This is a genomic window from Streptomyces sp. NPDC001156 (assembly GCF_053598275.1).
The window spans coordinates 90,830-108,793 of sequence record NZ_JBSFJX010000010.1 but is presented as its reverse complement, the minus strand read 5'-3'; the positions used below and the strand labels follow the sequence as shown (position 1 = coordinate 108,793).

General features: G+C 70.6%; 14 protein-coding genes. 3 read left to right on the top strand and 11 right to left on the bottom strand.

Annotation, left to right across the window (positions count from 1 at the left end):
- Positions 1–52 precede the first annotated feature (52 nt).
- From ACWDA7_RS08315 to ACWDA7_RS08305, 3 genes are all read left to right on the top strand, one after another.
- Positions 53–1,615, top strand: a complete 1,563-nt coding sequence (locus ACWDA7_RS08315) for an alpha/beta hydrolase (RefSeq protein ID WP_450603366.1) — start codon at positions 53–55, stop codon at positions 1,613–1,615.
- A 167-nt stretch (positions 1,616–1,782) separates the two neighbouring features.
- Positions 1,783–3,324, top strand: coding sequence for an alpha/beta hydrolase (locus ACWDA7_RS08310; RefSeq protein WP_450603365.1), 1,542 nt, complete (start codon positions 1,783–1,785; stop codon positions 3,322–3,324).
- 296 nt (positions 3,325–3,620) lie between these two features.
- Entirely contained in the window at positions 3,621–4,043 is a 423-nt protein-coding gene (locus ACWDA7_RS08305; RefSeq protein WP_450603364.1) for a hypothetical protein, read from the top strand.
- A 386-nt stretch (positions 4,044–4,429) separates the two neighbouring features.
- Here the strand turns inward: ACWDA7_RS08305 and moeZ are convergent, their stop codons facing one another.
- The 11 genes from moeZ to ACWDA7_RS08250 form a co-directional block, all read right to left on the bottom strand.
- Complete coding sequence (gene moeZ, locus ACWDA7_RS08300) at positions 4,430–5,608, bottom strand: adenylyltransferase/sulfurtransferase MoeZ (RefSeq protein ID WP_359396593.1); 1,179 nt, start codon at positions 5,606–5,608, stop codon at positions 4,430–4,432.
- A gap of 63 nt (positions 5,609–5,671) precedes the next feature.
- The gene (locus ACWDA7_RS08295) at positions 5,672–6,421 is read right to left on the bottom strand and encodes a spherulation-specific family 4 protein (RefSeq protein WP_450603363.1); all 750 of its coding nucleotides are present in this window, start codon (positions 6,419–6,421) and stop codon (positions 5,672–5,674) included.
- A complete protein-coding gene (locus ACWDA7_RS08290; protein WP_359396598.1) occupies positions 6,409–7,368 on the bottom strand; it encodes an NAD-dependent epimerase/dehydratase family protein in 960 nt (319 codons plus the stop codon). The genes ACWDA7_RS08295 and ACWDA7_RS08290 overlap by 13 nt, the downstream gene beginning before the upstream one ends.
- A gap of 186 nt (positions 7,369–7,554) precedes the next feature.
- Positions 7,555–9,024 (bottom strand): hypothetical protein, encoded by a 1,470-nt coding sequence (locus ACWDA7_RS08285; RefSeq protein WP_450603362.1) that lies wholly within the window; start codon positions 9,022–9,024, stop codon positions 7,555–7,557.
- Positions 9,021–10,751, bottom strand: a complete 1,731-nt coding sequence (gene pelF / locus ACWDA7_RS08280; protein ID WP_450603361.1) for a GT4 family glycosyltransferase PelF — start codon at positions 10,749–10,751, stop codon at positions 9,021–9,023. The genes ACWDA7_RS08285 and pelF overlap by 4 nt, the downstream gene beginning before the upstream one ends.
- A 232-nt stretch (positions 10,752–10,983) precedes the next feature.
- Entirely contained in the window at positions 10,984–12,624 is a 1,641-nt protein-coding gene (locus ACWDA7_RS08275; RefSeq protein WP_450603360.1) for a dipeptide ABC transporter ATP-binding protein, read from the bottom strand.
- Positions 12,621–13,619: an ABC transporter permease gene (locus tag ACWDA7_RS08270; protein ID WP_450603359.1), complete on the bottom strand. Its 999-nt coding sequence runs from the start codon at positions 13,617–13,619 to the stop codon at positions 12,621–12,623. The genes ACWDA7_RS08275 and ACWDA7_RS08270 overlap by 4 nt, the downstream gene beginning before the upstream one ends.
- Positions 13,616–14,626, bottom strand: a complete 1,011-nt coding sequence (locus ACWDA7_RS08265) for an ABC transporter permease (RefSeq protein WP_450603358.1) — start codon at positions 14,624–14,626, stop codon at positions 13,616–13,618. The genes ACWDA7_RS08270 and ACWDA7_RS08265 overlap by 4 nt, the downstream gene beginning before the upstream one ends.
- 4 nt (positions 14,627–14,630) lie before the next feature.
- Positions 14,631–16,343, bottom strand: a complete 1,713-nt coding sequence (locus ACWDA7_RS08260; RefSeq protein WP_450603357.1) for an ABC transporter substrate-binding protein — start codon at positions 16,341–16,343, stop codon at positions 14,631–14,633.
- A gap of 176 nt (positions 16,344–16,519) precedes the next feature.
- Positions 16,520–16,612, bottom strand: coding sequence for an Ms4533A family Cys-rich leader peptide (locus tag ACWDA7_RS08255; RefSeq protein WP_359396613.1), 93 nt, complete (start codon positions 16,610–16,612; stop codon positions 16,520–16,522).
- A 56-nt stretch (positions 16,613–16,668) separates the two neighbouring features.
- Positions 16,669–17,964 (bottom strand): DUF3152 domain-containing protein (locus ACWDA7_RS08250; protein WP_450603356.1); only part of this gene is annotated, 1,296 nt, incomplete at its 5' end.

Genomic DNA, 17,964 nt, shown 5'->3' with positions numbered 1-17,964 from the left:
CGCACGGCTCGCAGCGTGAGCGTCCCAGGTGGTCCAGCCCCACGATGGGAGCATGCCGAACCCTCATCGGATCCGCGCCCTCTCCATGGCCGCCACCACCGTCCTCGTCTCCTCGCTGCTGACGGGCTGCGCCAACGCCACCACGAGTGTGGCGCTGTCCAGCCCGGCGCTGAACTGGTCGAACCAGAAGCTGGACTGGAAGGACTGTCCGGCACCGTCCGAATCGGAGGGCGGCGGCAGCGCCCCCGCGCCCCTGCCCAACGGCGGCCGGTGGCAGTGCGCCACCCTGAAAGTGCCCCTGAACTGGAACAACCTCAACAGTGGAAGCATCGACCTCGCGTTGATCCGGGTGACGGCCAGCGGCCCGGGCAAGCGCATCGGATCACTCATCTTCAACTTCGGCGGCCCCGGAGGTTCCGGGGTGACCGCGCTGCCCGCCTTCGCACAGGACTACGCGGCCCTGCGCACCCGCTTCGACCTGGTCAGCTTCGACCCCCGTGGAGTCGGCCGCAGCGCGGGCGTGCTCTGCGAGAACGACCGCCAACTGGACACGTTCTTCCAGCAGGACGCGACACCCGACACCGCGGCCGAGCAGAAGGCGTACCTGAACAGCATCAAGAATTTCAACGCGGCCTGCGAGGCTCACTCCGGCAAGGTGCTGCCGTATGTGCGCACCACCGACGCGGCCCGCGACATCGACCTGATGCGCCAAGTGCTCGGGGACGCCAAGCTGCACTACTTCGGCATCTCCTACGGCACCGAACTGGGCGCCGTCTACGCACACCTGTTCCCCCATAAGGTCGGGCGGGCTGTGCTCGACGCGGTCGTCGACCCGACGCAGAACCCGGAGCAGAGCTCGCTGGGCCAGGCCAAGGGCTTCCAGCTCGCGCTCGACAACTTCGTCCGAGACTGCACCTCGCGGAGCACGGGGTGCCCGATCGGCAAGACGCCGCAGGACGTCCAGAACCGGATCCTCAAACTGCTGAAAAGCCTCGACAGCAAGCCCCTTCCCGGCGTCGGCTCCCGCAAGCTGACCCAGACGGCTGCCCTCAACGGCATCGCCGAGGCCCTGTACTCCAAGGATTTCTGGCCGTACCTCACCCAAGGCCTGCAGCAGGCGTACGCCGGCGACGGCAAGGTGCTGATGCTGCTGTCGGATGCGCTGAACGGGCGGGACGACAGCGGCCATTACAGCAACCTCATCCCCGCGAACATCGCCATCAACTGCGCGGACGAGAGACAGCGGTACAGCATCGCCGACGTGAAGGCGAAGCTGCCCCTGTTCCGGGCCGCGTCCCCGGTGTTCGGGGAGTTTCTGGCCTGGGGCATGCTCAGCTGCACCAACTGGCCGGTGCACGGCGCCGCCAACCACCCGGACGTGAGCGCACCCGGCGCACCGCCGATGCTGGTGATCGGCAACACGGGCGACCCGGCCACTCCCTACGAGGGTGCGTACAGGATGGCGCAGGCACTGGGCAAGGCAGTCGGAGTCGTGCTGACGTACAAGGGCCAGGGACACGGCTCCTACGACAGCGGAAACAAGTGCGTACAGAACGCCGTGAACGCCTACCTGCTCGACGGAAAGGTTCCTGCAGCCGGCACGGTCTGCACCTAGCAGGACCGGCCCCGCGTCCCGACCGGCAGATCGACCAGCCCCTCTTGCACAGCAAAGGCGCAGGTCAGACAGTTATCCACAAGCGGGCATGGGCTCCGCCCGACCCGCCTACTATGGCCTGACTGCTCCCCGCGGCTCCGTGCGGGGAGCTCGTCAGGGGGGTGCACATGCCACGTTTCGCACAATGGACCGCCGCGGTCGCAGCCGCGCTACTGCTGACCGGTTGCGGCAGCGGCGCGGCCGGCTCCGGTTCCGGCGCGGACGATGCGAAGGGCGGATCCCGTCCGTCCGCGGCGTCACGTCCGGCGGCCTCCTCTGAGCTGCCCTCCTCGCTCACCTCCCAGAAGCTCGAGTGGGGCCGCTGCAAAACCGCACCTGCGCCCGGCGGCGACTGGCAGTGCGCGACACTCGAGGTGCCGCTGGACTGGGCGAAGCCGGGAGGCGAGACGATCGGTCTGGCGCTGATCCGTTCCAAGGCGACCGGAGGCAAGCGCATCGGCTCCCTCGTGTTCAACTTCGGCGGCCCCGGAGGCTCCGGCATCTCGATGATGCCGTCGTACGGGAGCATGGTCGCCAAACTCCATGAGCGCTACGACCTGGTGAGCTGGGACCCGCGCGGGGTCGGTGCCAGCGAGGGCATACGCTGCCGCGACGACAAGGCGATCGAGGCCGCCGAAAGCATCGACGTGACCCCGGACGACGCCGCCGAGGAGAAGGCGTACTTCGACGACGCCGCCGCCTTCGGCAAGGGGTGCGCCAAGGCCGCCGGGAAGCTGCTCTCGCACGTCTCGACGACCGACACCGCACGCGACATGGACCTGATGCGACAGGTCCTCGGCGACCAGAAGTTGCACTACTTCGGAATCTCCTACGGCACCGAACTGGGCGGGGTGTACGCCCACCTGTTCCCGAAGAATGTCGGGCGGGTGGTGCTGGACGCCGTCGTGGACCCGACCGCCGACAGCGTGGGCCACGCGAAGAACCAGACCCGTGGCTTCCAGCGCGCTCTCGACGACTACCTGAAGTCGACGGGCCAGGACCCCAAGCAGGGTTCCCGGAAGATCGCGGACCTGCTGAAGCGGATCGACGCGAAACCGCTGCCGACCTCGTCCGGCCGCAAGCTCAACCAGTCCCTGGCCCTCACCGGCATCGTGCTGCCGCTCTACAGCAAGGAGAGCTGGCCCGCGCTCACCGCCGCGCTCCAGTCAGCCCAGGCCGGGGACGGTTCCGCACTGCTGAGCCTCGCCGACAACTACAACGAACGGGACGCCTCCGGGCGCTACGGCACGACGACGCACTCGCAGCGAGTCATATCGTGCCTCGACGACAGACGTCGGCCGACGCCGCAGGAGACGAAGGAACTGCTGCCGGAGTTCGAGAAGATCTCGCCCGTGTTCGGTGACTTCCTGGGCTGGGACACCGCCGGCTGGTGCCACGACTGGCCGGTGGCCGGGCAGTTCGACCATCCGAAGGTCAGTGCCCCGGGAGCGGCACCGGTACTGCTGGTGGGCAACACCGGGGACCCGGCAACACCTTACGAGGGCGCCCGGAAGATGGCCGACGGCCTGGGCGAGGGGGTCGGCGTCGAGCTCACCTGGAAGGGCGAGGGACACGGCGCCTACGGGAGCGGCAGCAGCTGCGTGGACTCCACGGTGAACGCGTACCTGCTGAACGGAACGGTCCCGAAGGACGGCAAGGTCTGCTCCTGACGACGGGACTCGGGTCACCCGCGGGGACCCGCAGCCCTCGCCACCGGAACGGCTGGTCGAGCCGCAGGACGCCCGGCCCCACCGCCAAGTGCCGCGATGGCAGACACAGCACGGGTAATCGCGCCGACGAGTTCGCGGCGGCCCTGTGAGAGACTCCGCCGCTGCATGTGTGATCTATGGGGTGGGAGAGAGATGCGCGGGGTGGGGACGGCTGCGGCTGTGATCGTGGCGGCCGTGGTACTGACAGCTTGCGGCGGCTCAGGTGGGGAAGCGGAAGCCGGGGGGGCCGCTCGGCGGTGGCGGCAGACCAGGCGACGGTGACCCCTGACGCGGTGAAGGACGACATCCGGGCGGCCCTCGCCGCCGGGGACTTCGGGCCACCGCGCTTCATCGCCGCGAAGGAGCTGCTCAGTCCCTGCGAGGTGGGTGCCATCGTACGGACCGGCACCAAGCCGGATCCGGAGGCCGTCGCCAAGGTCGTCGCCGGGCTGAAGGGCCGCGGCTGGCGCGAGATGGGGCAGCAATCGTTCACCACCCAGGACGCTCGGGGACTGGAGAAGAGAAGTTGGATGCTGAACTTCGTCGCCGGAACGGTCTCGGAGCAGGCCGTCTCTTTCGGACCGGCGGCCGAACGGCAGGAACGAGCCGAGCCGTTCGAGGGGCTGGTGCTCCGAGGGGTGGGCGCTTGTAGCGCCCCTTCCGCTACTGAGTCACCCTGACCTCCGTCAGGACCCTGCACGGGCAGGAGGGGGCGCGTGTGCCCCCTCCTGCCGATTGACTCGTCCGGTATGACTCCGCCGGCCTGCTCGGCCTGGTAGACGTTTGACCCTGGATCAGGGAACAGACGAGGAACCTGCCGAGCACCGGCGTTTTGCCCGGTACCTGCAGGCGCTGGACTCGGTCGCCGAGGCCAGGTGCATCACACCACCGTGAACGCCGCTGTGCCCAGGGAGTTCCGGCTGGCAGCGGCTGCAGTGGATGCCCGGGTGGGCGCCGGGCCGTCTCTGGGCCGCCCGAGGCCGACCGACAACGGCAGAAGCCCACGGCATCTGAACTGGTCAGAGCCGTGGGCTTCTTCAGTCCCGCTGGTCAGCGAGACCGATGATCAGTAGACCGGCTTGTGCGGTTCGATCTGGTTGACCCAGCCGATCACGCCGCCGCCCACGTGGACCGCGTCCGCGAAGCCAGCCGACTTCAGGACGGCGAGGACCTCCGCGCTGCGGACACCCGTCTTGCAGTGCAGGACGATCTTCTTGTCCTGCGGGAGACCTTCCAGGGCGGAGCCCATGAGGAACTCGTTCTTCGGGATCAGCCGGGCGCCCGGGATGGAGACGATCTCGTACTCGTTCGGCTCACGGACGTCGATGATCTCGATGTTCTCGCCGTCGTCGATCCACGCCTTGAGCTGCTTGGGAGTGATCGTCGAGTCGGCGGCCGCAGCCTGGGCCTCCTCGGAGACGACGCCGCAGAAGGCCTCGTAGTCGATGAGCTCGGTGACGGTCGGGTTCTCGCCGCAGACAGCGCAGTTGGGGTCCTTACGGACCTTGACCTGGCGGTACTGCATCTCCAGTGCGTCGTAGATCATCAGTCGGCCGACCAGCGGCTCTCCCGTGCCGGTGAGGACCTTGATCGCCTCGGTGACCTGGATGGAGCCGATGGACGCGCACAGCACACCGAGGACGCCGCCCTCGGCGCAGGACGGGACCATGCCCGGCGGCGGGGGCTCCGGGTAGAGGCAGCGGTAGCAGGGGCCGTGCTCGGACCAGAAGACGGAGGCCTGGCCGTCGAAGCGGTAGATGGAACCCCACACGTACGGCTTGTTCAGCAGCACGCAGGCGTCATTGACCAGGTAGCGGGTCGCGAAGTTGTCCGTGCCGTCGACGATCAGGTCGTACTGGCTGAAGATGTCCATCACGTTGTCGGCCTCGAGCCGCTCCTCGTGAAGGATCACGTTCACGTAAGGGTTGATGCCCTGGACCGAGTCACGCGCGGACTCGGCCTTCGAGCGGCCGATGTCGGCCTGGCTGTGGATGATCTGCCGCTGCAGGTTCGACTCGTCGACCTCGTCGAACTCCACGATCCCCAGCGTTCCCACGCCGGCCGCGGCCAAGTACATCAGCGCGGGCGAGCCCAGACCGCCCGCGCCCACACAGAGCACCTTCGCGTTCTTCAGCCGCTTCTGCCCGTCCATCCCGACATCGGGGATGATCAGGTGGCGGGAGTACCTGCGGACCTCGTCTACGGTGAGCTCGGCAGCCGGCTCAACCAGGGGTGGCAGCGACACGGGGACTCCGTTGGTCGGTCAATCACTACGGTTGTTCTCCCCGTAACACTGCCACGCCCTCCTTCATTCCGAGACACCCGTTCCGAGGCGCGAGACAATTTCGTCCCAGTAGCCGGGCATCGCCTCCCAGGGGACGGTGCGGCCGCCCCGGTCCGAGCGGTCGGTGAACCAGATCGTCTCGGCTCCCTGCCAGCGCGCGATCCGCAACGCCTCCTCCAGGTGGCTGCGGGGCACACCGTGCACGAAGTGGCAGAAACGCTCGGGCGGGTAGTCGGCGGTCCACTCGGCCACCTGCGACCACCGGTAGTCGCTCCAGGAGCCGGAGAACGTGACCAGCTGGTCGGCGTTCTCTGCGTACCCGGGATACGGGTGGGTGCCGTGCCCCAGAACGATGTGCCCGGGGGCGAGGAGCGCACGGAGCGCGGTGACCGTGCGGCGGACCTCGGGGAGGGCGAAACGTTCGGTCGGGCAGCGGTCCAGGAAGAAGCCGTCGACCCGGTACCAGTCGAGATAGCGATGCGCGTCGGAGAGCATTTCGTCCAAGGTGCGGGCGCCGTAGGTGACGTCGAGGTGACCGAGTACACGGACGCCCGCGTTGCGCAGCTGTCCCGCGGCCTCCAGGCAGTGCGGGTCCGGGCATGTTCCGGGACCGCCGCTCACATTGAGGACGGCCCAGTGCACCGGGGTGCCCGGCCGAGTGAGCTCACCCCATTCCAGCGGGGCGACGAGCGGGTGCGCATAGCCGGGGATCCCGAGGCCGACACCCAGCCCGGTGCTCGTGGAGCCCGCGGTGGTGCTGATCAGATGCGGCATGCCGCCTCCATCCAGATGTCGGCCAGGGACTCCTCGAGGTTGATCCGAGGCCGCCAGCCGAGCCGGTCGCGGGCGGTGCGGACATCGGCCTGCTGCCAGCTGCCGCAGCCGTCCGGGTAGGGGTAGGCGACCGGGACGACGTGCTCCGGGTCGTGCCGCGGATGGCCGATGGCGGGCCGTCCCGGGACGGGAGGCCCGTCGAGTTCGTGCAGGTTGCCGCCGTAGCCGGCCACGCGGGCCAGGACGGCGGCCGCGTCGCGAAGGCGCACGGCCCGGCCGGAACCGATGTTGATCACACCCTGGGCGGCGGAGAGGGACGCGGCGTGGACCGCGCGGGCGACGTCGCGGACGTCCACGAAGTCGCGCTGGACACCGAGACCGCCCAGCTTGAGCTCGCCGTCGCCGGACTGCATGGCGCGGCGCAGGGCCTCGGCGAGCCGGCCCAGCGGCGATCCGGCGGGGGTACCGGGGCCGGCGGGCGAGAAGACGCGGAGCACGACCGCGTCGAGCCCCGAACCGAGGACCAGTTCCGTGGCGGCGAGCTTGCTGACACCGTACGGGCCACCGGGACGCGGTACGGCGTCCTCGGCCGTGGAGGATCCCGGCTGGCTGGGGCCGTACTCGGCGCCGCAGCCGATCTGCACCAGGCGGGCCCCGCAGCCGCTGCGGCGCAGGGCCTCGCAGACGGTGGCGACGGCCACGGTGTTGTGCCGGGTGAGATCGCGGGCGCCGCCGCGGATGGCTCCGGCGCAGTTGATGACGACCCCGGGGTGCACGGCGTCCAGGAACCGGGTGAGTGCGCCGGGGCTGCCCGAGGCGAGGTCGAACCGTACATCGGCGTCGTCGCCGCGGCCGAGCGCGGTGAGCTGCACGGCCGGGTCGGCGAGCAGGCGGTCGGCGACGAACCGGCCGAGGTATCCGTTGGCTCCGATCAGCAGGACCCTCATCGGGCGGCTCCCGGGGCGGACTCTCCGGTTCGGGAGGTGATCATCTGTCTTTCTCCTTCGGGGGTGATGCCGTGGGATGAGAGGGGCCCGCGGTGTCGGCCCCGCGGGAGAAGGGGCCCGGGTGCGAGGCCCCGGGCGGCGGTCCTGGTTCATGGCGTCGGAGGTGGGGTGCCGGGAACCGGGGGCTCAGGGTGAACCGGGCGGCCGTACATGGGCCGAGGCCCGGGTCAGGGTGCGGATCGCGTGGATCAACAGGGCCAGGGCCGCGGGAGCGCAGACCAGGGCGGGGACGGCGTCCGCGCCCCAGGCGTCGGCCAGGTGCCGGACCGGTGCGTCCAGGACCGAGCAACCCGGGAGCCTGGCGGCGAAGACCGTGGCCAGGGCCGCGGCCTCGGCGATCGCCGCGGTGCCGAGGACGAACGCCGGGCCGCGGACGAAGCCGCGCGCGACCAGCAGCCGGGCGAGCAGGAGGAGGCCGCCCAGCGCGCCGGCTCCGGCGTACGCGGCGGGTTCGCCGAGCAGCGCTCCGCACAGTGCGAGCAGTGCGCCGAGGGCACACAGGAAGAGACCGAAGACGCCGAGAAGCAGCGGGGTCACCGAGGACGCGAACTCCGCGAGACCGCGGCTCGCGCGGAGTCGGCGGCCGGCGCGTACGGCAAAGAGGCGAGCGCACCAGGCGGCGGGGCCGCAGGCCAGGATCAGGGCGAGAACCGGGCCGGTGGCCAGGGGCCAAGTGCCGTGCGGGCCGCCGTCCAGTGCCGCGCGTAGCAGGCCGTCGCCGAGGAGGGTGTAGAGGACGAGCGAGTACGTCGCCGCGCGTGCGCCGCCGGAGGTGGCGTGCGCGGGGGCGCGCAAGGGGCCGCGAGCGACTGCCGCCCGCAGACCGAACACGACGGCGAGCGCGCCCCCCGCCGCGACGGCGAGGCGGACACCGCCTTCCGTGAACCGCAACCCGATGACCGTGGCCGTGCCCAGCGCGCCCGGGAGCAGGGCGAGGACGGCCCACGCCCGGCGTTCCCTGGGCGCTTCGCCGGGGCCGGTGCGTGGCGGTGGCCGGTCGCCGCCGCGTGGCACGCGCGCGTACATCTCCTCGGCGAGCGAGAACACGTCCCGGTGGCGGTAGTGGGCGGCCGCGCGGTCGGTCAGCCCGTGCGCCTCCAGACCGGCCGCGATCTCCAGCGGGTCGACGGCGCGCTCGCACAGGTCGCGGTGACGGTGCATGAGTGCCTTGACCGGGTCGGCGCCGGCACGGCGGCCGGCGGGCCCGCCGGCCCGGAGGGCACTCCCGGCGGGTGCCGGACTGGTGGTGTCGCTGGTCCCGGGCGCACGCTCCGGCGCGCGGGACTCCGTGTCCGCCCCGGCCGGGGATCCGCCGTCGGAGTCCCACGGGGCCGACGAAGCGAGGGTCCGGGCCGCTGAAGTGGTGTTCTGAGCCACCGAAGTGGGGCTCTTCGTGACGGACTCCGTCCGGCCGTCGGCCCGGCTGTGGTGTTCGCCGTCCGCAACCGCCTCGTCCGCGCTCCCGGACGTCTCCGCCTCCCCCTCCTCGCCCGTGGCTCGCTCCCACGCCCCGTCCAGCCATTCCTCCGACCGTCCATCCCAGGAGCCGGGGCTGCCGGGTACGCCGGGTCGGTCCAGTTCCCCCACGTCGCTCATCGCGCCCCCTCCGCTGCCGGAACGGGTTCCTGGAGGTGCCCGGTGGTGCTTCCGGGTGCGGTCGCGTCGCCCGGCTCCCACGCCCAGCGCGGTCCGGAACCCGGCCGCCGCACCTCGGTCCAGCGGCCCGGCAGACAGGACTCCGCCGGCGCTCCGAAGGGCAGCGGTTCACCGGCGTCGTCCACGACCACCCGCCGTACCGGCGCATGGGAGACGACATCCAGGTAAATGCAGTGAAATGCTGCTACGTTCTGCTCGACCGTGAACAGCTCCAGGGCGCGTGCGCGGGCGGCCGCGCCGAGGCGCTCACGGCGCTCGGGGTCGCGCAGCAGCGCCAGGCACGCCTCCGCGAGTGCCCGCGGGTTGCGCGGCGGGACGACCAGCCCCGTACCGCCGATGACCTCGACGACCGCGCCCACGTCCGTGGACACCGTCGCACGGCCGCAGAACATGGCCTCCACCAGGCCGATCGGAAACCCCTCGACGACGCTCGACAGGACGACGACCGCCCCGCCCGCATAGGCCTCCGCCAGGTCCGGCACCTCCGGGCCGCCGATCTCCTCGAAGGACACCGGGTTGTCGCCCACGGAGTGCACGCCCTCGGCCTCGTCGGGGAACAGCTGCGCGGCGAGAGCCCTGCAGTGGCCGAGATAGACGGTGCCCTCGGCGTCCGCCGGGGCCCCCACGATCCGCAGCCGGGCCCGCGGCTCCTCTTTACGGATCTCCGCGAAGGCGTGCAGCAGGGAGATCAGGTCCTTGGCGGGTTCGATGCGGCCCACCCAGACCACCGTGCCGGGGTCCGCGCGGTCGGCCGACTCGCCCACCTCTGTGAAACGGGACGCCTCCATACCGGGGTAGACCGTGCGCAGCCTGGACCGGTCGGCGCCGCACCGCTCCTGCCAGCGACGGGAGTGGGTGTTGCCGGGGGTGATGCAGGCCGCCTTCCGGTACACCTCCGCGGCCAGCCGCCGGTGGAAGTGGGCGAGCAGCGCACGCACGGTCGGCGACGCCTCTGGCGCCCTCAAGTAGTGCTGCCGAAGCTGTACGCCGTATTCGGTGACCAGCAGCGGCACGCCCGTGAAGTGCCCGGCGAGCAGTCCGGTGAGGGCCGCCGCGCCGCCCGTGGTGGCGTGGCACAGATCTGCCGCGCCGAGCCCGTCGTCCTCGTACCAGTCGAGCGAGAGGGGGCGCAGGGCGCGTCCGATCCGCGTGGCGACCTCGAGCAGTTCGGGGAGGCGCACCGTCCGCGCGGCGCGCAGGGCGTGCGGTGCACGGCAGGCCTGTTCCAGGACGCGCAGGGCGGTCTCGGAACGCAGGGCGGCGGTCAGCCCGCCCTCGTCACGGGCGAGTTCGGCGAGCGCGTACAGGGCACTGCCGAAACGGTCCGCCTCATGGCCGAACGGCTCCGCCGCGTTCTGCGGTGTGCCCGGCTCGGGTGCCGTGCAGAGTGCGGCGGCCAACTCCCCGTACGCCTCGGCGAACCGCCGCCGGGCCCGGCGCCCGTGAGCGGGCGCGACATCCTCCGTGGTCCACAGCGACGCCGTCCGCACCCCGACGACCTGCGGCGGCAGCGAGAGCCGGCCGTCGGTCTCCTGCCGCTTTGTGCGGCTGAGTGCGTAGAGATCAAACTCATGCTGCCCGAGCCCGCGCACGAGCCGGTCGCACCAGAGCCTGGCGTCACCGCTCACATACGGGTAGCCACCCTCCGTAACCAGTCCGATCCGCACGAGTGCACCCCCGATCTCCCGTATTCGAGCCGTCGTTGACCCCGGCGGCTCGCAGCGGGACGAACGTATGCGGATATGCCGGTGGCGCGATGGACGGTTGTCCATCGCGCCACCAAAAGGGGTGAACGGACGTAACTTTCCCGCGCGGACCGCGTTTGCTCGCGCTAGGGGACCAGGGGACTACTTTGCGTTGCGAAGCGGGCCGGTCCCGTGCCGTTCGCACGAAGGGGTCTCACGCCGTCGCCAACTCCCTGCGCGCGCTGCGCCGCTGGGTCGCCACGGCCGGATCGAGGGCAGGGACGGCGGCCAGGAGCTGCTTGGTGTAGGGGTCCTGGGGCGACTCGTACACCTCGTCGGCAGGACCGTACTCGACGATCCGTCCCTGGCGCATCACCGCGACCCGGTCGCTGACCTGGCGCACCACGGCGAGGTCGTGCGCCACGAAGACCAGCGACAGGCCGAGTTCGCGCTGCAACTCGCCTAGAAGGGCGACGACTTGGGCCTGGGTGGTGACGTCGAGCGCGGAGACCGGCTCGTCGCAGACGATGACCCGGGGGTCGGCGGCGAGCGCCCGGGCGATGCCGACGCGCTGCCGCTGCCCGCCGCTGAACTCGTGCGGGTAGCGGTCGTAGTGCGCCCCGTCGAGCCCCACGCGTTCGAGCAGTTCCCGCACGCGGTGCCGGATGCTCTGCTCGTCCCTCCCCCACTCCTGGCTGCGCCCGAGCCCGCGTGCCCGCAACGGGTCGGCGATCGACTCGCCCACACTGCGGCGGGGGTTGAGGGAGGAGACGGGGTCCTGGAAGACCATCTGCACGGCCGGGCCCACCCCGGTCCGCACACCGCCCTCGTAGCGGACCTCGCCGGCCGTTGGCTGCAGCAGCCCGACCAGCATGCGCCCGAGGGTGGTCTTCCCACTGCCGCTCTCGCCTACGACGCCGAGGGTCTCGCCGCGCCGGAGCGCCAGCGACACGTCGTCCACCGCGGCGAAGCGCCGTGAGCCGTGGCCGAATTCACGGCGCAGCCCCACCGCCTCCAGGACGATCTCGTCCGAGGCGGAGCCCGGCGAGTTCCTGGGCACGTCCACGCGCGGCACCGCGCCCAGCAGTTCCCGCGTGTACTCCTGGCGAGGCTCCCCCAGCACGGTGGCGACCGGGCCGTGCTCGACGACCCTGCCGTGCCGCATGACGAGCACCTCGTCGACGCTCTCGGCGGCGACGCCCACGTCGTGCGTGACCAGCAGCAGCCCCATCCCGGTCTCCTCCCGCAGCGTGTGCAGCAGGTCGAGGATCTGGGCCTGGACGGTCACGTCCAGCGCGGTGGTCGGTTCGTCGGCGATCAGCAGCTCGGGCTGGCAGGCGAGCGCCATGGCGATCAGGGCCCGCTGGCGCATACCGCCGCTGAACTCGTGCGGGCGCGAACGGGACCGCCGTACCGCGTCCGGGATCCCCACCCGGTCGAGGACTTCGACGGCACGCGCGCGTGCCGCACGCCGTGACACTCGCGTGTGCACCCGGTAGACCTCGGCGATCTGGTCGCCGATCGCGTAATAGGGGTCCAGCGACGACAGCGGGTCCTGGAAGACCATCGCGGCCTTTCCGCCGCGCAGCCGCCGCAGTTCGTCGTCGGAGGCCCGTGTCACGTCGGTCCCGGCGACCTGGATCGAGCCGCGCACCACGGCGCCCGTACCGCGGTGCAGCCCGAGCAGCGCCGAGGCGACGGTGGACTTACCCGAACCGGACTCGCCGACCAGACCCAGTGCGCCGCCCCTGGCGAGCCGGAAGGAGAGGCCGTCGACGGCGCGCAGATCGCCGAACTCGACGGCGAGATCGGTCACTTCCACCAGCGGCGTCGGCGCAGCCTTGGAGTCGCTCATGTCAGTACCACCCGTCGGTCGGCCACCGCGTAGAGCACGTCGGCGACGGCGTTGGCGATGACCACGAAGAAGCCGATGACCAGGACCATGCCGACGACCACCGGCAGGTCGACGACCGCCACCGCGTGCACCAGTTCCTGTCCGATGCCGGGAAGGCCGAAGAGCGTCTCGGTGAGCACCGCGCCGCCGACGGCGGAGCCGACGTTGTTGGCGTTCAGCGCGATGACCGGTGCGAGCGCGCCCCGCAGGGCGTGCCGTCCGATGACCGAACGTTCGCCGACGCCGTAGGCCCGGAAGGTGCGGATGTGGTCCTCGGCGAGCGTCTCCAGCATCGCCGCCCTGGTCAGACGGGCGAACGAGGCGGCCTCGATCAGGGCGAGCGACAACCACGGCAGCAGCAGGTTCCACGCCCACTGCTCGGGGTCGTCGGTGAAGTTCACGTATTGCGGGAAGGGCAGCAGTTGCAGCTCGCCGCAGACGACGATCATCAGGACCAGGCCGATGACGAAGACCGGCGTGGCGGTGCCCGCCAGGGTGATGCCGGTCAGCACCCGCTCGGTGAGCCTGCCGCGCCGCCACGCGGAGAGCATGCCGGTGCCGACGCCGAGGACGAGCCACAGGACCATGGCGCCGAGGACCAGCGACAGACTGACGGGCAGTTTGGTCAGGATGATGTCCAGGACCTGCTGGTCGCTCTGGTAGGAGAGCCCGAGGCAGGGCGCCGTGCAGTGCTGCACCGACGTGCCCGTCGAGTAGTCCTGGCCGACGAAGAGGCCCTCGAGGAAGTGCCAGTAGCGCAGGTAGAGCGGGTCGCCGAGCTTCAGCTGCTGCGCCACCTGGTGCACCTGCTCCGGCGAGCAGCGGGGGCCGCAGGTGATCTGGGCGACATTGCCGGGGGTGGCGTAGAAGACCACGTAGATGATCACCGAGATGGCGAACAGGGTGACCAGGGCGCCGACGGCCCGGCGCAGGGCGAATCCGCCGAGACCGCTCATGCCGTCTTCTCCTTGTCTGCCTTGGCCTCGCTCTTGCGGCCCGTGCCGATCCGCAGACGGGAGGCCGCGCGCGGGTCGAGCGCCGTGCGCACGCCGTCGCCGAGGACGGTCAGCGCCAGGACGGTGACGAACAGGGCGCCGGCCGGCAGCAGCAGGTACTGCGGCGCCGCCTGGTACCAGACGTCGGCGGCGGTGAGCATCTGTCCCCAGGACGGTGTCGGGGGCTTCACGCCCACGCCGAGGAAGGACAGGGCCGCCTCGGTCGAGATGTTCGTAGGAACGAGCAACGCGGCGTACGTGATGACGGGCGCGGCCAGACCGGGCAGCAGCTCGCGACGGGCGATCCGCCAGGTGCCCCAGCCGCTGAGCCGGGCGGCGGAGACGTAGTCGAGCCCCTTCAGCGTGAGCGTCTGCGCGCGCACGATCTTGGCGATGTTGCCCCAGGCGATCAGGCCGATGACGAGGGTGACCAGGACGGGCCGCGGGAAGCTCGACGGCACGATCGCGAGCAGCGCCAGCGACATGATCATGAGCGGCATGGCGACGATGATGTCGGTGGCGCGGCTGAGCAGCTGGTCGACCCATCGGGTGCCGAGCGCGGAGGCGACACCCATCGTGACCCCGATGGCCACCTGTACGACGGTCGCGGCGAGCGCGACGCCGAGTGACATGCGCGCCCCGTAGACCAGCCTGGCGAACAGGTCGCGGCCGGTCTGCGGTTCGACACCGAGCCAGTGGTCGGCGCTCACGCCGCCGAAGGAGCCGACGGGGACGCCGCCGCGGGCGGAGTCGATGAGCGTGGGGTGGTACGTGGTCGGGTCCTGGCCCTCGAGAGCGGTGAGCAGCGGCGCGGCGAGCGCGACCAGGACGAGCAGCGCGACGACGGCCGCCGCGACGAGGGCGACGCGCTGCGCCCGCAGCCGCCGCCAGAACAGACGGGCCCCCGAGGCCCCCGGGACGGGTGTGTCCGTCCCGGGGGCCTGAGAGGCGACAAGTGCCTCGCTCACGGCGCTACTTCACCGCGACCTGCGAGATGTCCAGCACACCGGTCCAGTCGCTGATCACGATGTCCTTGACGTCCTTGCCGTACAGGCGCTTGTAGACGGGGTGGAAGAGCGGCACGGTCAGGGCCTGCTCGCCGATCTTCTTGTCCAGGGCGCCCCACCGCTTCGCGGCGGCGTCCAGGTCGGTCAGCTTGTTGATCGCGTCGATCTCGGTGTTGACGGACGTGTCGTTCAGCAGGCCGGTGTTGAAGTTCGCGCCGTCCTTGACGATCTGCCGGCCGTCGAAGATCGGGGCGAGGAACGGGCCGCCGGACGGCCAGTCGGCGCCCCAGTGGGCGAGGAAGAATCCGGGCTCCGTTTTGACGTTGTGGATCTTGTCCTTGTAGTCGTTCTCCTCCAGGCCCTGGAGGTTGACAGTGATGCCGGCCTGCTTGAGCGCGTCCTGGATCGCGGTGGCGATCTCCGGGCTGGTCTCGAAGTCCTTGCTGTTGGAGTGGGTCAGGGTGACCGTCAGCCCGTTCGGGTACCCGGCCTCCTTGAGCAGCTCCTTGGCCTTGGCCGCGTTGCCCGCCGCGCCCGCCGGGAAGAGGTCGTAGGGCGTGTAGCCGAAGGACTTCTGGTCGGGCAGGAACGTCGTCGCGGGCTCGGCCAGCGCGGATCCGCCCGCGGCGTTGATGACCGACGAACGGTCGATGGCGTACGAGATCGCCTGCCGCACCTTGACGTTGTCGAACGGCTTGACCGTCGGGTTGAACGCGATGTAGTTCGTGTAGCCGAAGTGGCCGGTGCCGACGCGCGAGGCCAGTTCCTTGTCGCCGGTCACCTTGGCGAGCTCGGCCGGGCCGAGGTTGGTGTCCGTGGTGACCGCGGCGGCGTCCGCGCCCTGGGACGCCGACAGCCGCTGGTTGATCACGGAGGAGTCGAGCCCGGAGCGTACGTCGATCTTGTCCGGGTAGGCCTTGCGCTGGTCGTCCTCCGACCAGTTCGTGTTGCGCTCCAGAACGAGCCGCTCACCGTCGTTCTGGTTCTCGACGACCTTGTACGGGCCCGACGAGACCGGGTGCTCCTCGTACTTCGTTCCGGTGTCCTTGGCCTTCGGTACAGGCGTGAACTGCGTCTGCGTGGCCAGGTAGGGGAACTCACCCTCGGGCTTGTTCAGGTGGAAGACGATGGTCTGCTCGTCCGGGGTCTCGATCGCGGCGAGGCCCTTCTTGTCCTTGTACGGGCCTTGGTAGTCCGCCGCACCGACCAGCCAGTCGCGCAGGTAGGGGGCGCCGCCGGAGAGTTCGGGGGCGAAGGAGCGCTCGATGCCGTACTTGATGTCGGCCGAGGTGATCGGGGTGCCGTCCTCGAACTTGAGGCCCTTCTTCAGCGTGTACGTCCACACGGTCGCGTTCTCGCTGGGGCGCCCGGTGTCGGTCGCGAGGTCCGGGACGACCTTGGCGCCGGCCGCGCCGTTCGCGCGGTTGCGGGTGGTGAGGGTGCGGAAGACCAGCGAGGGGACGTTGCCGCCGCCGGAGGTGTACAGGCGCGCCGGGTCGAAGTCCTGCTGCGGGTCGGAGTTCAGGACGGTCAGCGTGCCGCCCTTGTGCGGCGCGGAGTCGCCACCGGCAGCCTTGACACCGTTGTCCTTCGGCCCGCAGGCGGCGGCGCCCGCTACCACGGCCAGGCCGACGGATGCCGCTGCCAGGCGGCGCGCTATGACGGACGGTTGACGCATCGGAATGACGACCTCTCGAAGGCGCGTCTCGATCTACGAGACAAGTGAACGAATGGTGAGACGGAGATGAGCACACGTCTGCCAGGCGCCGAGCCGTCGGAAAACCGTGAACCGATCGGAAGTGCCGAAAGGTCACGCAGAAGGTCAAGATCGCGACGCGAGCGCCTGGGGCGGCGTCAGCAACAGTGAATGTCGGCCACGCAGAGCGAGGTCACGCCGATGAGCGCCAGCTCGATGGCGGCGCGGCTGAGGGCGTGACGGGACGACATGGTGAGAAATATGAACGAACTCCGCGCACATGTCAACGCGGCCAAAGTGCTGCCTGTCAACTCCTGGGAAAGGGCCAGGGGTTGGGCAGACAGTGGATTCCGTCGTGATCGAGGAACTTCGTCTGCTGCTGCATGACCGGCGCAAGCTCGCCGTCCTTCCGGCAGCTGACATGGCCGTACCCGAGGCGGTGGCCGACCTCGTGGTTGATCAGCATCTGACGGTAGGCGTGAATTTTGTCACCATACGTCTTCGAGCCCTGCGCCCAGCGATAAGCGTTGATCATCACGCGTTCGGTGGAGGCCGAGTCGCACGAGACGTTGTCCTCCGTCGTGTCCAGTCCCGACTTGGCGCACCAGGCCGCGGTGGTACCAGGGCTGGCGAGCGTGATCACGAAGTCGGGTTTGCCGGAGTAGATGCGCTCGAAGGTGCGGGCGCCGTGGTGGGCCCAGCTGCGGTCGTCGTTGAGCGTCTTCTGAACCGCCTGCGCGAACAGTTCCCCGTCGAGGCCGAGTCCCTTCTCCACATCCACGCGGTAGGTGTACTTCTGCCCCGTGCCGGGCGCTTTGGCGAAACCGGGGACCGCGAAGAACTTCCCGGAGCCCTTCAGCGTGGCACTGAGGGGGTACTTCTCGCCCATCGCCTGCTCGTACGTCAGCGGTTTCGCGTCGGGCGAGGTGGAGGGGGTCGGGCGGCCGTTGCCGCGGGTGGCGTAGCCATGCGTGTCGCGGGCCTGGTCGGTGGCGGCCGAGGACCGTGCGGGTGCGCCGTCCCGCCCGTTCACGAACTGGCCGGCGACGACCACCGCGAGCACGGTCGTGACGGCGGCGGCCGCGATCCCGGCGAACGTACGCCCCTTGCTCCTGGCCTTGCGCGGCTCCTCCTCGACCCCGGTCTCCGGCGTGTCGTCGGTCCCGGTGCCCGTTCCGGTACGGCGGTCGTCGGTAAGGGGAACGGGACCGGCGGCACCGCGGCGGGGCGTGAAGACGTCGTCGTCCTGGTCGAAGGCGTCGATGTAGTCCTGGCGGGGGCCGCCGAACTGCGACCGCTGGTGGGGAAGACGCGGCGTGGCACGGCCGGGCGGTGCGGCCTGCGACGCCTGTGTGGCCACCGGCGCACCCCTGAGCTCGCCCCAGCCGCCGCCGGACTCACGGTGCTGAGGATGACCGCCGCGGACCTGGGGGGTGCCGCGGCCGGGGGTGCCGTCGGGGAGACGGGGGACTCCATGAGCGGGGGTGCCGTCAGGAAGGCGGGGCACACCACGAGCCGGCGTGCCGTCAGGAAGGCGAGGAACACCACGAGCCGGCGTGCCGTCAGGAAGGCGAGGAACACCACGAGCCGGCGTGCCGTCAGG

Coding starts and splice junctions, on each gene's coding strand:
- ACWDA7_RS08315 (WP_450603366.1), top strand. CDS start 53: ATGCCGAACCCTCATCGGATCCGCGCCCTCTCCATGGCCGCCACCACC.
- ACWDA7_RS08310 (WP_450603365.1), top strand. CDS start 1,783: ATGCCACGTTTCGCACAATGGACCGCCGCGGTCGCAGCCGCGCTACTG.
- ACWDA7_RS08295 (WP_450603363.1), bottom strand. CDS start 6,421: ATGCCGCATCTGATCAGCACCACCGCGGGCTCCACGAGCACCGGGCTG.
- ACWDA7_RS08290 (WP_359396598.1), bottom strand. CDS start 7,368: ATGAGGGTCCTGCTGATCGGAGCCAACGGATACCTCGGCCGGTTCGTC.
- ACWDA7_RS08285 (WP_450603362.1), bottom strand. CDS start 9,024: ATGAGCGACGTGGGGGAACTGGACCGACCCGGCGTACCCGGCAGCCCC.
- ACWDA7_RS08275 (WP_450603360.1), bottom strand. CDS start 12,624: ATGAGCGACTCCAAGGCTGCGCCGACGCCGCTGGTGGAAGTGACCGAT.
- ACWDA7_RS08270 (WP_450603359.1), bottom strand. CDS start 13,619: ATGAGCGGTCTCGGCGGATTCGCCCTGCGCCGGGCCGTCGGCGCCCTG.
- ACWDA7_RS08260 (WP_450603357.1), bottom strand. CDS start 16,343: ATGCGTCAACCGTCCGTCATAGCGCGCCGCCTGGCAGCGGCATCCGTC.
- ACWDA7_RS08255 (WP_359396613.1), bottom strand. CDS start 16,612: ATGTCGTCCCGTCACGCCCTCAGCCGCGCCGCCATCGAGCTGGCGCTC.